The following is a 14,298-nucleotide window of genomic DNA, read 5'->3' as shown; positions in this document are numbered from 1 at the left end:
GCCTGCCGGCGAGCGGCTCGGTCCGGGGTTAATCCGGGGTTAATCCGGCATGGGCAGCCTTGGGCGCTCAAGATCTTCCAAGGCTTCGACATGCGTGCATTGCTTCTGGCGATCCTCTGCCTGTTCAGCTCACTGAGCCAGGCGCAGAACTTCGCCAATCCCTTCGCCCAGAGCGACTTCCTGCCGGTGGAAAAGGCCTTCGTCTTTACCAGCGAGCGCCTGCCCTCCGGCGAGACCCGCCTGCACTGGGCGATCACCGATGGCTATTACCTGTACCAGAAGCGCCTGAAGTTCGATGGCCTGGCACCGGAGCAACAGCCAACGCTGCCCGCCGCGTTGCCCCACCATGACGAATTCTTCGGCGATACCCCGGTCTATCGCGGCGAGCTGGAGCTGCTGCTGCCTGCAACCGCCGAAGGCACCCTGCGCATCGGCTGGCAGGGCTGCGCCGATGCCGGCCTGTGCTATCCGCCGCAAACCTCGTTAGTGACACTCAGCGGCGCCAGCGCCGATACCGCTCAGGCCAGCGACCAGGCCCTCGCCGGCACCCTGCAACAGCACCCGCTCGCCTGGAGCCTGCTGGTGTTCTTCGGCCTCGGCCTGCTGCTGGCCTTCACCCCCTGCTCGCTGCCGATGCTGCCGATTCTTGCCGGGCTGGTCATGGGCAACAATGCCAGCGCCCGACGGGGCTGGGTGCTGGCCGGCACTTATGTGCTGAGCATGGCCCTGGTGTATGCCGCCCTCGGCGTGGTGGCGGCGCTGCTGGGGGCCAATCTCCAGGCGTGGCTGCAACAGCCGTGGTTGCTGGGCAGCCTGGCGGCGCTGTTCGTGCTGCTGGCGCTGCCGATGTTTGGCGCCTTCGAACTGCAACTGCCGATGTTCCTGCGCGACCGCCTCGAACGGGCCGGCAGCCAGACCCGCGGTGGCAACCTCTACGGTGCGGCGCTGCTGGGCGCGCTGTCCGGCCTGCTGATGGGCCCGTGCATGACCGCTCCGTTGGCCGGCGCCCTGCTCTATATCGCCCAGAGCGGCAACGCCGTTCACGGCGCGCTGGTGCTGTTCAGCCTGGGGCTGGGCATGGGCCTGCCTCTGTTGCTGCTGGTGACAGTGGGCAACCGCTACCTGCCGCGTCCCGGCGCCTGGATGAACCTGGTCAAGGGGGTGTTCGGCTTCGTTTTCCTCGCCATGGCGCTGTACACCCTGCGGGTGGTACTCGACCCGGTGCTCTGGCTGGCCCTGGCCGGCGCCTGGCTGCTGGCCCTGGCGTGGAGCGCCTGGCCGGCACTGCGCAGGTTCCGCGCGGCACAACCGGTGATGCTGATTGCCGGACTGTGGGGCGCGCTGGCGATTGTCGGCGCGGCGGGCGGCGGCAGCGATCCGTGGCAGCCTCTGCAACCCTATACGGGAGGGCCCGCCATGAATGCCTCAGCCGGCAACACGGTCGATGCCTTCGTGACTGTCAGCACCCCGCAGGCACTGCAGGCCGAACTCGACGCAGCGCGCACCCAGGGCCAGTGGGTGTTCCTCGACTACTACGCGGACTGGTGCGTGTCGTGCAAGGTCATGGAAAAGCAGGTGTTCGCCCGCGCCGATGTGCTGGCCGCCCTGAATGGCGTGCGCCTGGTGCGCCTCGACGTTACCGCCGATGCACCTGCGGCCCGTGAATTGCTGACACGCTACCAGGTGCCCGGTCCGCCCAGCATGCTGTGGATCGGCCCCGATGGCGAAGAGCGTCGTGCTCGCCGGCTGGTGGGGGAAACGGATGCCGAAACCTTCCTCAAACACTGGGCCGCGACCAGGAGCCAGGGCTGATGCTGACCGTAAATATCGGCCCCGTGGCCATGGCCCTCGACCACCTCTTGCTGCTGGCAGCGCTGGGACTGGCGACCCTGGTCGGCTGGCGGGTCGCCAGACGCGGTGGCGACAACCCCGAGTCCTCGCTGTTCGGCCTGTTTCTGCTCGGTCTGCTCGGCGCGCGGATCGGCTTCGTCCTCACCTACTGGTCGATGTACCGCGACGACCCGCTGCAGATCATCGACATCCGCGACGGCGGCTTCTCGCCCTGGGCGGGCCTGACGGTGGTGCTGCTCGGCGCCCTGTGGACCGGCTGGCGCAAGCCGGCAAGGCGCCGCCCGCTTGGCTGGGGCCTGCTCAGCGGCGCCCTGTTCTGGCTGCTCAGCAGTTGGGCCAGCCACCTTTACGAACAAGGCACACACCTGCCGCAACTGACCCTGCTCGACGCCCGCGGCCAGGCTGTGGCGCTGGACAGCCACCGCGGCCAGCCGCTGGTGATCAACCTGTGGGCCACCTGGTGCCCGCCCTGTCGCCGGGAAATGCCGGTGCTGCAGCAGGCACAGCATGACTATCCGCAGGTCACCTTCCTGTTCGTCAATCAGGGCGAGACGCCGCAGATCGTCACCAACTTCCTCGCCACCACAGGCCTGAACCTGTCCCACGTGCTGTTCGATGCCAGCGGCCAACTGGCGACCCAGGTCGGCTCCATGGCACTGCCCACCACACTGTTCTACGACGCCGACGGACGCCTGGTAGGCAGCCATCTGGGCGAACTGTCCCGCGCCAGCCTGCACCATGCCCTGCAATCCTTCGAAGCGCAGGCGCCGCGTACGCCCCTTTCGCAAACAAGGACCACACCATGAAAACCGCCCTGTCCCTGAGCCTGATCCTCGGCTCGCTCGCCAGCCCGTTGCTGCACGCCGAAGCGCTGCCCGAGGCCGTGCGGCAGATCGAAGCCAAGGGGGCGAAAGTCGTTGGCAGCTTCGATGCACCCAACGGCCTGAAGGGCTATGCCGCACAGTTCCAGAACCGTGGCGTGGCCATCTACCTGACGCCGGACGGCAAGCACGCGCTGGTCGGCAGCCTGTTCGACGAGCAAGGCCAAGACCTGAGCGAGAAACCGCTGGAACAACTGGTCTATGCGCCGATGGCCAGGGAAGTCTGGGCGAAGATGGAAACATCCAGCTGGATCGCCGACGGCAAGGCCGATGCGCCACGCATCGTCTACCTGTTCAGCGACCCCAACTGCCCGTACTGCAACCTGTTCTGGGAACAGGCACGGCCCTGGGTCGACTCTGGCAAAGTGCAATTGCGCCACATCATGGTGGGCATCATTCGCGAGGACAGCCCTGCCAAGTCGGCAGCGCTGCTGGCGAGCAAGGATCCGCGACAGGCCCTGCACGACCATGAAAGCGCCGGCAAGGCCAGCACGCTCAAGGCCCTGGAAAAAATCCCGGCGGACGTACAGGCCAGACTGGACGCCAACCTGGCACTGATGGAAGAGCTTGGCCTGTCCGCCACACCGGCCATCTTCTACCTCGACCAGCAACAGCGCCTGCAGCAACAGCAAGGCGCGCCACGTCCGGAAATGCTTGGCAAGATCCTCGGCAAACGCTGACCCCTCCTCCCATCCGGAGTGTTCGAGACGCACTCCGGTGTTCCCCTTGGCCGCCGTCATGGCGGCCTTTTTTTGCCCGCGCTGACGTTGTGAAAGCAAGCACGGTTTCGTCATTTGGCTGTGGGATAAGGGTCAGGGAAACCCACTGCCCGCAGACCGGTAAACCTTGCCCGGATACCTCGAACGCTCTGCTTCAAGGGCTGCCAAGGCGGGGCCGGCGGGAATGCCTTCCACCGCGAAAGTTATCTGTCGACTTAGAACGAAAACATATATCGACTTATTAACTTTCGCAATTGACAATAATTATCATTAATACTAGTTTGTCGCACGTCGCAGCGAACAGCCCCTCCGGAATGTTCGCTATCCACTTAGAGAAAAGGTGATTTCCATGGCGGAACAGCTATCCACAGGTAAGTGCGATTCACCGTTACTCCAAGCGTTCGTCGACAATCGCAGCATCCTGGTCAAGATCGCCGCCCGCATCACGGGTTGCCGCTCGCGGGCCGAGGATGTAGTACAGGACGCTTTTTTCCGGCTCAACTCCGCGCCACAGATCACCTCCTCGTTCAAGGCGCAACTGAGCTACCTGTTCCAGATCGTGCGCAACCTGGCTATCGACCATTACCGCAAGCAGGCAATGGAGATGAAATACTCGGGTACCGAAGAAGAAGGCTTGAACGTCGTGGTGCAAGGTGCGTCGCCGGAGGCCGCGCATATCAATTTCGCCACCCTCGAACACATTGCCGATGCCCTGACCGAGCTACCAGCGCGCACGCGCTACGCCTTCGAGATGTACCGCCTGCATGGTGTGCCGCAAAAGGACATCGCCAAGGAACTGGGCGTCTCCCCGACCCTGGTCAACTTCATGATCCGCGATGCCCTGGTGCATTGCCGCAAGGTCTCCAGTGCGCGGGGCGCCGGCGTGCCTCAATAAATCCGGCAACAGGTGACCGGACTGCGCTCAATGCGCGTGCGGATGAATCACCTGGATGCGGTACGGCTGGAAAATCCTCAGCAGTTCACCATTGTTGCGCAGTAGCTCCAGCAACGCGGCGAACTGCGCGCCATTGATCTTTGCCTGCGGGCGCAGCAGTGCGTAGTGGTGATAGACCTGGTCGACACGCTCGGAAGCGAGCAATTCGTCGGCGCTGTCCGGGTTGCGTACCAGGTAATCGCTCAGGTATGAACGCGTGACCAGGGCGATATCGGCCCGATCACGCTGGACCATCTGCAGGTTGCTGTCGTGGGAGTAGGTGAGCGTGGCGTTGTAGGCGCTGGCCAGGTAGCGCGGGTCGGCGTTGAAACGGGCAAAGGCGTAGTGATAGCCGCTGAACAGAGCCAGGCGCTTGCCTTTCAGGTCATCGAAATAACGCTGGTCACGGTTCTCGACCCGATGAGCGACAAAGATCTCGGCATCCTCCAGGCCCATGTCGACGCTGTCGTGGGCGATGCTCTGCCAGCCCCAGTCGGGGTTCTCGAAGATCGCCATGTCCACGCGCCCCTGCTCGAAATCGCGAAACCGGCGTGGAATCGAAGTAGGCACGAGCACAAAGTGGAAACCCTGCTGCGCCTGGTTCAGTGCCTCGACCAGTTGCGGCAACAGGCCGGTGTCGGCGCCTTGCTCCGGGCGTACGGTGTAAGGCGGGAAGTGCGCGGCGCCGATCCTGATTTCGACAGCGTCGAGCGCGAGGGCCGCGTCAGCCTGCCAGGTCAGGGCCAGACAGGTGAAGAAAGACAATACCCGCGGTATTGGCGCTGGAATCAAGGCGACACACTCTCAAGGTTTCTGACCCGGTGCTGAGTAAGCTAGGCGTTTTCCCGAGGTAGTACAACCCGCCGCATGCGCCATTTTCGAGCACTTGGGCAAATTGCCAGGGGATACCGCCAACCTTCAGGTTTGGCTACGCTTGGCGCACATCTTGTCAGGGAATCAATTATGGGCCATTGGTTGGTGATCGACCTGGAAGCCACCACCGACGACGGTGGCTGGCCGATCACGGATATGGAAGTCATCGAAATCGGCGCCAGCCTGGTCAATCGCGAGGGCCGGGAAGTGGATCATTTCCAGCGCTTCGTCCGGCCGCGTCGACGCCCGCAGCTCACGACCTTTTGCCGGGAGCTGACCCATATCAGCCAGGCCAGTGTCGACAGCGCGGCACCGTTCAATGAGGTCTGGGCACAGTTCGAGCGCTGGCTCGGCCATTACCAGCCGCGCCTGGAGGGCTGGACCAGTTGGGGCGACTACGATCGCAAGCAACTGCTGCAGGAATGGCAGGGCTATGGCATCGACAGCCTGCTGTCGCGCATCCCCCACCTCAACCTCAAGCAGCGCTTCGCCAAGGCCCGTCAGTTGCAGCGCCCGATGGGCCTGAACAGCGCGCTGCAACTGGCCGGGCTGCAGTTTTCCGGCCAACAGCACCGCGCGCTGGAAGACGCCCGCAATACCGCGCGGCTGCTGCCACTGACACTCCCGGTCCAGGGCACCTGAAAGCGGATGACGGGACCAACGGGCTTGGGCATACTGGCCGGCCTTTTTGGTCCCTTTCTTTTCAGGAGTCGCCCATGTTCAAAGTCAACGAGTACTTCGACGGCACGGTCAAATCGATCGCCTTCACCGGCGCCGAAGGTCCGGCCACTGTCGGCGTGATGGCCCCGGGCGAATACGAATTCGGCACTGCCCAGCGTGAAATCATGCACGTGGTCTCCGGCGCCCTGACCGTCAAGCTGCCCGACAGCGACAACTGGGAAACCTTCTCTGCCGGCAGCCAGTTCAACGTACCGGCCAATGCCAAATTCCAGTTGAAGGTGGCGGTGGATACCGCTTACCTGTGCGAGTACCGCGACTGAAAATCAGGTCGTGGCTGGTCAGCTCCCATCGCCTGATACAAGGCATCGTGGGAGCGGCTTTAGCCGCGATTGGGCGCAAAGCGCCCACCCAACCGACATCTCAGGTGTGTCAGGCTGACCCGGAGTCCAGGTTTTACGACGGCGTTGCCGTCGATCGCGGCTGAAGCCGTTCCCACAGAAAATGCAGTTCCTCTGCTCATCTCAGGAAACCAGACACCCGCGCCGCCGCCGTCTCCATGTGATCTTCATGAGTAAACCCTGAAGCCTTCAACGGCTTGAGGTCATGGTCCCCCGCCTCCAGCCAGCACAGTTCGATCGCCGGCGACAGTTCATACCCCTCCACCGCTTCCCGATTGCCCAGCGCATCCCGCTCGCCCTGAACGATCAGCGTCGGCGTCTTCAATCCGGCCAGATGCGCCACCCGCGGTTTCTCCGGTTTGCCCGCGGCATAGAACGGATAGCCCAGGCACACCAGCGCGTCGGCCCCCAGTTCGTCTGCCAGCAGGCTGGCCATGCGCCCGCCCATGGACTTGCCGCCGATGGCCAGCGGCCCAGCGACCAATGGTCGCACCTGCGCATACACCTCACGCCAGCAATCGAGCAGAACCGCCTGGGGATTTGGCGGCCTTTTGCCACCACCACTGCGCCGCTGCGCCATGTAGGGGAACTCGAAACGCAATACGCCGAGCCCATGCCCTGCAAGCCTTTGCGCCATTTCTTCCATGAACCCGCTGTCCATCGGCGCCCCTGCGCCGTGGGCCAGGATCAAGGTGGCGCCAACCCCGCCATCCCTCTGATTTTGCGGGGCATTCCATAGCCACCCCCGCATTTTCAGGCACTGCGCCCATTGATCCCCGTCAATACCGGCGATCTGCCCATTAATCATGCTTGCCTCGCTGTTTAGCCTGCCTATAACCGTGGATGGGAACCCATACATGAACACAACCAGCAGTACCGCCTACAACTACAGGGTGGTCCGCCAATTCGCCATTATGACGGTGGTGTGGGGAATCGTCGGGATGGGGCTCGGCGTTTTCATCGCCGCGCAACTCGTCTGGCCTTCCCTCAACTTCGACCTTCCCTGGACCAGCTTCGGGCGCCTGCGCCCCCTGCATACCAACGCGGTGATCTTCGCCTTCGGTGGTTGCGCGCTGTTCGCCAGCTCCTACTACTCCGTGCAGCGCACCTGCCAGACCCAACTGTTCGCGCCCGCGCTCGCGGCGTTCACCTTCTGGGGCTGGCAACTGGTGATCCTGCTGGCCGCCATCACCCTGCCGCTGGGTTATACCAGCTCCAAGGAATACGCCGAGCTGGAATGGCCGATCGATATCCTGATCACCATCGTCTGGGTCGCGTACGCCGTGGTGTTCTTCGGCACGCTGATCAAGCGCACCACCAAGCACATCTACGTGGGCAACTGGTTCTTCGGTGCGTTCATCATCACCGTGGCCATCCTGCACATCGTCAACAACATGGAACTGCCGGTCAGCCTGACCAAGTCCTACTCGCTGTACAGCGGCGCCACCGACGCCATGGTGCAGTGGTGGTACGGCCACAACGCCGTGGGCTTCTTCCTGACCGCCGGCTTCCTGGGGATGATGTACTACTTCGTGCCGAAGCAGGCTGAACGTCCGGTGTATTCCTATCGCCTGTCGATCGTGCACTTCTGGGCGCTGATCACCCTGTACATCTGGGCAGGTCCGCACCACCTGCACTACACCGCGCTGCCGGACTGGGCGCAATCGCTGGGCATGATCATGTCCCTGGTACTGCTGGCACCCAGCTGGGGCGGCATGATCAACGGCATGATGACCCTCTCGGGCGCCTGGCATAAGCTGCGCAGCGACCCGATCCTGCGCTTCCTGGTGGTTTCGCTGGCGTTCTACGGCATGTCGACCTTCGAAGGTCCGATGATGGCCATCAAGACCGTCAACGCCCTGTCCCACTACACCGACTGGACCATTGGCCACGTACACGCCGGCGCCCTCGGCTGGGTGGCGATGATTTCCATCGGCGCGCTGTACCACATGATCCCGAAAGTCTTCGGCAAGACCCAGATGCACAGCATCGGGCTGATCAACGCGCACTTCTGGCTCGCCACCATCGGCACCGTGCTCTACATCGCCTCGATGTGGGTCAACGGTATCGCCCAGGGCCTGATGTGGCGCGCAGTCAACGCCGACGGCACCCTCACCTACTCCTTCGTCGAAACCCTGGTGGCCAGCCACCCAGGCTTCATCGTGCGGTTCGTCGGTGGTGCGATCTTCCTGACCGGCATGCTGCTGATGGCCTGGAACACCTGGCGCACCGTGCGTGCCCCGGCTCCGGCAACCGCAGACGCTTCCGCGCAGCTGGCCTGAGGACTAGGACATGAAACACGAAGCTATTGAAAAGAACGTCTTCCTGCTGGTGCTGCTGATGGTCTTTGCCGTGAGCATCGGCGGCCTGACCCAGATCGTCCCGCTGTTCTTCCAGGACGTCACCAACAAGCCGGTCGAAGGCATGAAGCCCTACACCGCGCTGCAACTGGAAGGCCGCGACATCTACATCCGCGAAGGCTGCGTCGGCTGCCACTCGCAGATGATCCGTCCGTTCCGCGCCGAGACCGAGCGCTACGGCCACTACTCGGTGGCCGGCGAGAGCGTCTGGGACCACCCGTTCCTGTGGGGTTCCAAGCGTACCGGTCCTGATCTGGCCCGCGTTGGCGGCCGCTACTCCGACGACTGGCACCGTGCGCACCTGTACAACCCGCGCAACGTCGTGCCCGAGTCGAAGATGCCGTCGTACCCATGGCTCGTCGCCCAACAGGTCGATACCAGCCATACCGAGGCCAAGATCAAAGCGATGCGCAGCCTCGGCGTGCCGTACACCGACGACGACATCAGCGGTGCCGTCGCCTCGGTCAAGGGCAAGACCGAAATGGACGCGCTGGTCGCCTACCTGCAGGTGCTCGGCACCGCGATCAAGAACAAGAGGTAAGCGCCATGGACTTCACCCTGGATATCGGCCAGTTGCGCGGCCTCGGCACCCTGGTGGTGGCGATCGCCTTCATCGGCCTGTCGCTCTGGGTTTTCAACCGTCGCCGTGACCGTGAATTCGCCGAAGCGAGCCTGCTGCCCTTCGCCGACGAGCGCCTGCCAGGCGCCGAAAAAGAAAACGCCATGAGGAGTAATCGGCAATGACCACGTTCTGGAGTACGTACATCAGCGTACTGACCATCGGCAGCCTGATCGGCCTGACCTGGTTGCTGCTGTCCACCCGCAAGGGCGAGACACCCGGCAGCACCGACCAGACCATGGGCCACGCCTTCGATGGCATCGAGGAATACGACAATCCGCTGCCGCGCTGGTGGTTCTGGCTGTTCGTCGGCACCCTGGTGTTCGCCGCCGGCTACCTGGTGCTCTACCCGGGCCTGGGCAACTGGAAAGGCATCCTGCCCGGCTATGAAAATGGCTGGACCGGCGCCAACGAATGGCAGAAGGAAATGGAACGGGCCGACGCCAAGTACGGACCGATCTTCGCCAAGTTCGCCGCCATGCCGGTGGAAGAAGTGGCCAAGGATCCGCAGGCACTGAAGATGGGTGGCCGCCTGTTCGCCTCCAACTGCTCGGTGTGCCACGGTTCCGACGCCAAGGGTTCCTACGGCTTCCCCAACCTGACCGACAAGGACTGGCGCTGGGGCGGCGAACCGGAAACCATCAAGACCTCGATCATGCTCGGCCGTCACGGCGTGATGCCGGCCTGGTCGGACGTGATCGGCGAGCAGGGCGTGGCGGATGTCGCCGCGTTCGTCCTGACCAACCTCGACGGTCGCAGCCTGCCGGAAGGCACCAAGGCCGACGTCGCCAATGGCCAGAAGATCTTTGCCGCCAACTGCGTGGCTTGCCACGGTCCGGAAGGCAAGGGCACTCCAGCCATGGGCGCACCGAACCTGACTCACCCGCAGGCCTTCATCTACGGTTCGAGCTTCGCCCAACTGCAGCAGACCATCCGTTACGGCCGCCAGGGCCAGATGCCTGCCCAGCAGGACATTCAAGGCAACGACAAGGTCCACCTGCTCGCCGCTTATGTCTATAGCCTTTCGCAGGAAGGCGACAAGACTTCTGCACAGTAAGACTTCAGTCCATCTGAGCATTGACTGAAACCGCCGCATCCAAACAGATGCGGCGGTGTTTCCCGCCCCTTGCGACAGAGTGTCGCACCCCCTCCCCGCCCTTCCTTGCACCCCCTCCGAACGGGACTAAGCTTGTTGCCACATGTGGCAGGAAGCGATGTCGCACATGCACCGCTGTCGGCTCAACTCATGTCATGGTGCCAGCGCAAAGGCTGGCAGTTGCCCGCTTTCCCCGTGTTTCCAGACGAATCGGGGACGCTGGCTCGCAACGATTCAAAGCCTTGTTGAGCGTGCATTCCACGCCAAAAATGGTGCACATAAATAAAGAATAATTGTGTACAATTTGCGCGGTAGAAGTTTCGGAAAGGCCTTGGAACCGGCCTTGGCGGGGTGTGGGGCGAGTCCCCTTGCGTTGCAATACCCACACTGCCTGTAGATACTTGCGCCGATTTTCTACCTACAAAAACACCTAAAAACCGTGGAACCTTGGAAATGAGCACAGCAATCAGTCCGACTGCTTATAACTATAAGGTCGTCCGCCAGTTCGCCATCATGACGGTGGTCTGGGGGATCCTTGGCATGGGCCTCGGTGTCTTCATCGCCTCGCAACTGGTCTGGCCGCAACTCAACCTTGACCTGCCGTGGACGAGCTTTGGACGCCTGCGCCCCTTGCACACCAACCTGGTGATCTTCGCCTTCGGCGGTTGTGCACTGTTCGCCACCTCCTACTACGTCGTGCAGCGTACCTGCCAGACGCGACTGATCTCCGACAGCCTCGCCGCCTTCACCTTCTGGGGTTGGCAAGCGGTCATCATCGGCGCCCTGATCACCCTGCCCATGGGTTACACCACCACCAAGGAATACGCCGAGCTGGAGTGGCCGATCGCCATTTTGCTGGCCATTGTGTGGGTGACCTACGCCGTGGTGTTCTTCGGCACCATCGTCAAGCGCAAGACCAAGCACATCTACGTCGGCAACTGGTTCTACGGTGCCTTCATCCTGGTCACCGCCATGCTGCACATCGTCAACCACATCTCGCTGCCGGTGAGCCTGTTCAAGTCGTACTCGGCCTATGCCGGCGCCACCGACGCGATGATCCAGTGGTGGTACGGCCACAACGCCGTGGGCTTCTTCCTCACCACCGGCTTCCTCGGGATGATGTACTACTTCGTGCCGAAGCAGGCCGAGCGCCCGATCTACTCCTATCGCCTGTCGATCGTGCACTTCTGGGCACTGATCACCCTGTACATCTGGGCAGGTCCCCACCACCTGCACTACACCGCGCTGCCGGACTGGGCGCAGTCGCTGGGCATGGTCATGTCGATCATCCTGCTGGCACCGAGCTGGGGCGGCATGATCAACGGCATGATGACCCTCTCGGGCGCCTGGCATAAGCTGCGCACCGACCCGATCCTGCGCTTCCTGGTGGTTTCGCTGGCGTTCTACGGCATGTCGACCTTCGAAGGTCCGATGATGGCGATCAAGACCGTCAACTCGCTGTCCCACTACACCGACTGGACCATCGGCCACGTACACGCCGGTGCCCTGGGCTGGGTAGCGATGATCTCCATCGGCGCCGTGTACCACATGATCCCGAAACTCTACGGTCGTGCGCAGATGCACAGCGTCGGCCTGATCAACGCGCACTTCTGGCTCGCCACCATCGGCACCGTGCTCTACATCGCCTCGATGTGGGTCAACGGCATCACCCAGGGCCTGATGTGGCGTGCGATCAACGACGACGGCACCCTCACCTACTCCTTCGTCGAAGCGCTGCAAGCCAGCCACCCCGGCTACATCGTCCGCGCCCTGGGCGGTGCCTTCTTCGCCTCCGGCATGCTGCTGATGGCCTGGAACGTCCTGCGCACCGTTCGCGCCTCGAAACCGGCCGAAGCTGCGGCCGCTGAACAGATCGTCGTCGTGGGGGCTCACTGATGAAGCATGAAGTAGTCGAGAAGAATATTGGCCTGCTGGCCTTCTTCATGGTGATCGCCGTGAGCATCGGCGGCCTGACCCAGATCGTCCCGCTGTTCTTCCAGGACGTCACCAACAAGCCGGTCGAAGGCATGAAGCCACGCACCGCGCTGGAACTGGAAGGCCGTGACGTCTACATCCGCGAAGGCTGCGTGGGCTGCCACTCGCAGATGATCCGTCCGTTCCGTGCCGAAACCGAGCGCTACGGCCACTACTCGGTGGCTGGCGAAAGCGTCTGGGACCACCCGTTCCTCTGGGGCTCCAAGCGTACCGGCCCGGACCTGGCCCGTGTCGGCGGTCGCTACTCCGACGACTGGCACCGCGCGCACCTGTACAACCCGCGCAACGTTGTACCCGAGTCGAAGATGCCGGCCTACCCATGGCTGGTTGAGCACAAGCTCGATGGCAAGGAAACCGCCAAGAAGATGGAAGTCCTGCGCACCCTGGGCACGCCGTACACCGACGAAGACATCGCCGGTGCCCGCGACGCGGTCAAGGGCAAGACTGAAATGGACGCCCTGGTCGCGTACCTCCAGGGCCTCGGCACCATCATCAAAAGCAAACGGTGACTGCGATGGATATCGGGATGATTCGTGGCCTGGGCACCGTCGTGGTGATGGTGGCCTTCGTGGGCCTGGCGTTGTGGGTGTTCAGCGCTCGGCGCAAGTCCGAGTTCGACGAAGCGACCATGCTGCCTTTTGCGGATGATCCCGAAGCCAGCAAGCACGTCGAGCAAGCGCAAGCGAAAGCGTCTAGGAGTAACAACGAATGACTACCTTCTGGAGTCTGTACGTCACCGTTCTGAGTCTGGGCACCATCTTCGCCCTGACCTGGCTGCTGCTGTCCACCCGCAAGGGCCAGCGCAGCGAAACCACCGAAGAAACCGTGGGCCACTCCTTCGATGGCATCGAGGAGTATGACAACCCGCTGCCGAAGTGGTGGTTCATGCTGTTCGTCGGCACCATCATCTTTGCCCTGGGCTACCTGGCGCTGTACCCAGGCCTGGGCAACTGGAAAGGCATCCTGCCCGGCTACCAGTACCTGGATACCGAGAAGGAGACGCCATTCGCCAACGGCCAGGCCGGCTGGACCGGCGTTCACGAGTGGGAAAAGGAGATGCAGCGGGCCGACGCGAAATTCGGGCCGATCTTCGCCAAATTCGCAGCCATGCCCATTGAAGAAGTGGCCAAGGACCCGCAGGCATTGAAAATGGGCGGTCGCCTGTTTGCCTCCAACTGCTCGGTCTGCCACGGCTCCGACGCCAAGGGTTCCTACGGCTTCCCCAACCTGACCGACAAGGACTGGCGCTGGGGCGGCGAGCCGGCCACCATCAAGCAGACCATCATGGCCGGTCGTCACGGCGTGATGCCGGCGTGGGCCGAGGTGATCGGCGAGCAGGGCGTGGCGGATGTTGCCGCGTTCGTCCTGACCAACCTCGACGGTCGCACCCTGCCCGAAGGCACCAAGGCTGATCCGGCCAACGGCCAGAAGATCTTCGCTGCCAACTGCGTGGCCTGCCACGGTCCGGAAGGCAAGGGCACCCCGGCCATGGGCGCGCCGAACCTGACGCACCCGCAGGCGTTCATCTACGGTTCGAGCTTCGCCCAGTTGCAGCAGACCATCCGTTACGGCCGTCAGGGCCAGATGCCTGCGCAAGAGCAGATCCAGGGCAACGACAAGGTCCACCTGCTGGCGGCCTATGTCTGGAGCCTGTCGCAGAAAGATGAAAAGCCGGCCGAGGCGCAGTAAGGCCCGGCGGTAGAAAAGGCCCCGTCAGTGCAGACTGGTGGGGCCTTTTTTCTTGGCTGGGGATGCAGGGGTGTTCTTTCAGGGCCTCATCGCCGGCAACGCCGGCTCCCACAATGTCCGGCGATGTAGTCGATACCTGTGGGAGCCGGCGTTGCCGGCGATAAGGCCCTGAAGAACACCCTCCCATGACCTGGATCAATTG

At 63.0% G+C, this 14,298-nt stretch carries 16 protein-coding genes; 14 read left to right on the top strand and 2 right to left on the bottom strand.

The features are described from left to right. The first annotated feature begins 90 nt into the window (after window positions 1–90). From dsbD to AC05QJ_RS11160, 4 genes are all read left to right on the top strand, one after another. On the top strand, window positions 91–1,812 hold the full coding sequence (gene dsbD / locus AC05QJ_RS11175; RefSeq protein ID WP_476746915.1) for a protein-disulfide reductase DsbD: 1,722 nt from the start codon (window positions 91–93) through the stop codon (window positions 1,810–1,812). Beyond that, window positions 1,812–2,657: a TlpA family protein disulfide reductase gene (locus tag AC05QJ_RS11170; RefSeq protein WP_476746914.1), complete on the top strand. Its 846-nt coding sequence runs from the start codon at window positions 1,812–1,814 to the stop codon at window positions 2,655–2,657. Before dsbD ends, AC05QJ_RS11170 begins: the two co-directional genes overlap by 1 nt. Next, window positions 2,654–3,412, top strand: coding sequence for a thiol:disulfide interchange protein DsbG (gene dsbG, locus AC05QJ_RS11165; protein ID WP_476746913.1), 759 nt, complete (start codon window positions 2,654–2,656; stop codon window positions 3,410–3,412). The genes AC05QJ_RS11170 and dsbG overlap by 4 nt, the downstream gene beginning before the upstream one ends. A gap of 388 nt (window positions 3,413–3,800) precedes the next feature. Beyond that, window positions 3,801–4,346 carry an RNA polymerase factor sigma-70 gene (locus tag AC05QJ_RS11160; RefSeq protein ID WP_476746912.1) on the top strand — a complete coding sequence of 182 codons (546 nt, stop codon included), beginning with the start codon at window positions 3,801–3,803 and terminating at the stop codon, window positions 4,344–4,346. 27 nt (window positions 4,347–4,373) lie between these two features. On the opposite strand, the gene AC05QJ_RS11155 is transcribed toward AC05QJ_RS11160, so the two are convergent. After that, a complete protein-coding gene (locus AC05QJ_RS11155) occupies window positions 4,374–5,177 on the bottom strand; it encodes a substrate-binding periplasmic protein (protein WP_476746911.1) in 804 nt (267 codons plus the stop codon). 171 nt (window positions 5,178–5,348) lie between these two features. Between AC05QJ_RS11155 and AC05QJ_RS11150 the strand changes: the two genes are divergently transcribed. After that, window positions 5,349–5,900, top strand: a complete 552-nt coding sequence (locus tag AC05QJ_RS11150) for a 3'-5' exonuclease (protein WP_476746910.1) — start codon at window positions 5,349–5,351, stop codon at window positions 5,898–5,900. 74 nt (window positions 5,901–5,974) lie between these two features. After that, window positions 5,975–6,259 carry a pyrimidine/purine nucleoside phosphorylase gene (ppnP, locus tag AC05QJ_RS11145; protein WP_075802536.1) on the top strand — a complete coding sequence of 95 codons (285 nt, stop codon included), beginning with the start codon at window positions 5,975–5,977 and terminating at the stop codon, window positions 6,257–6,259. 196 nt (window positions 6,260–6,455) lie between these two features. Here ppnP and AC05QJ_RS11140 read toward each other — a convergent pair whose 3' ends face one another. Then, window positions 6,456–7,145 carry an alpha/beta family hydrolase gene (locus tag AC05QJ_RS11140; protein WP_476746909.1) on the bottom strand — a complete coding sequence of 230 codons (690 nt, stop codon included), beginning with the start codon at window positions 7,143–7,145 and terminating at the stop codon, window positions 6,456–6,458. Between the two features lie 49 nt (window positions 7,146–7,194). On the opposite strand from AC05QJ_RS11140, the gene ccoN (AC05QJ_RS11135) reads away from it, so the two are divergent. The 8 genes from ccoN (AC05QJ_RS11135) (at window position 7,195) to ccoP (AC05QJ_RS11100) (ending at window position 14,096) form a co-directional block, all read left to right on the top strand. Further along, complete coding sequence (gene ccoN / locus AC05QJ_RS11135; protein ID WP_476746908.1) at window positions 7,195–8,619, top strand: cytochrome-c oxidase, cbb3-type subunit I; 1,425 nt, start codon at window positions 7,195–7,197, stop codon at window positions 8,617–8,619. Window positions 8,620–8,629: 10 nt separating this feature from the next. After that, window positions 8,630–9,238, top strand: coding sequence for a cytochrome-c oxidase, cbb3-type subunit II (gene ccoO, locus AC05QJ_RS11130; protein WP_476746907.1), 609 nt, complete (start codon window positions 8,630–8,632; stop codon window positions 9,236–9,238). Window positions 9,239–9,243: 5 nt separating this feature from the next. Further along, entirely contained in the window at window positions 9,244–9,441 is a 198-nt protein-coding gene (locus tag AC05QJ_RS11125) for a cbb3-type cytochrome oxidase subunit 3 (protein WP_476746906.1), read from the top strand. Further along, window positions 9,438–10,373, top strand: coding sequence for a cytochrome-c oxidase, cbb3-type subunit III (gene ccoP / locus AC05QJ_RS11120; protein WP_476746905.1), 936 nt, complete (start codon window positions 9,438–9,440; stop codon window positions 10,371–10,373). The genes AC05QJ_RS11125 and ccoP (AC05QJ_RS11120) overlap by 4 nt, the downstream gene beginning before the upstream one ends. A gap of 492 nt (window positions 10,374–10,865) precedes the next feature. Beyond that, entirely contained in the window at window positions 10,866–12,308 is a 1,443-nt protein-coding gene (gene ccoN / locus AC05QJ_RS11115) for a cytochrome-c oxidase, cbb3-type subunit I (protein WP_476746904.1), read from the top strand. Beyond that, the gene (gene ccoO / locus AC05QJ_RS11110) at window positions 12,308–12,916 is read left to right on the top strand and encodes a cytochrome-c oxidase, cbb3-type subunit II (protein ID WP_476746903.1); all 609 of its coding nucleotides are present in this window, start codon (window positions 12,308–12,310) and stop codon (window positions 12,914–12,916) included. The genes ccoN (AC05QJ_RS11115) and ccoO (AC05QJ_RS11110) overlap by 1 nt, the downstream gene beginning before the upstream one ends. Before the next feature lie 5 nt (window positions 12,917–12,921). Next, window positions 12,922–13,119 carry a cbb3-type cytochrome oxidase subunit 3 gene (locus AC05QJ_RS11105; RefSeq protein WP_458978250.1) on the top strand — a complete coding sequence of 66 codons (198 nt, stop codon included), beginning with the start codon at window positions 12,922–12,924 and terminating at the stop codon, window positions 13,117–13,119. Beyond that, window positions 13,116–14,096 (top strand): cytochrome-c oxidase, cbb3-type subunit III, encoded by a 981-nt coding sequence (ccoP, locus tag AC05QJ_RS11100; RefSeq protein WP_476746902.1) that lies wholly within the window; start codon window positions 13,116–13,118, stop codon window positions 14,094–14,096. The genes AC05QJ_RS11105 and ccoP (AC05QJ_RS11100) overlap by 4 nt, the downstream gene beginning before the upstream one ends. Window positions 14,097–14,298 lie beyond the last annotated feature (202 nt).

This window comes from Pseudomonas sp. TUM25319 (genome assembly GCF_056388475.1).
The sequence above is the reverse complement of the archived record's forward strand: the minus strand, read 5'-3'. Positions and strand labels throughout refer to the sequence as shown.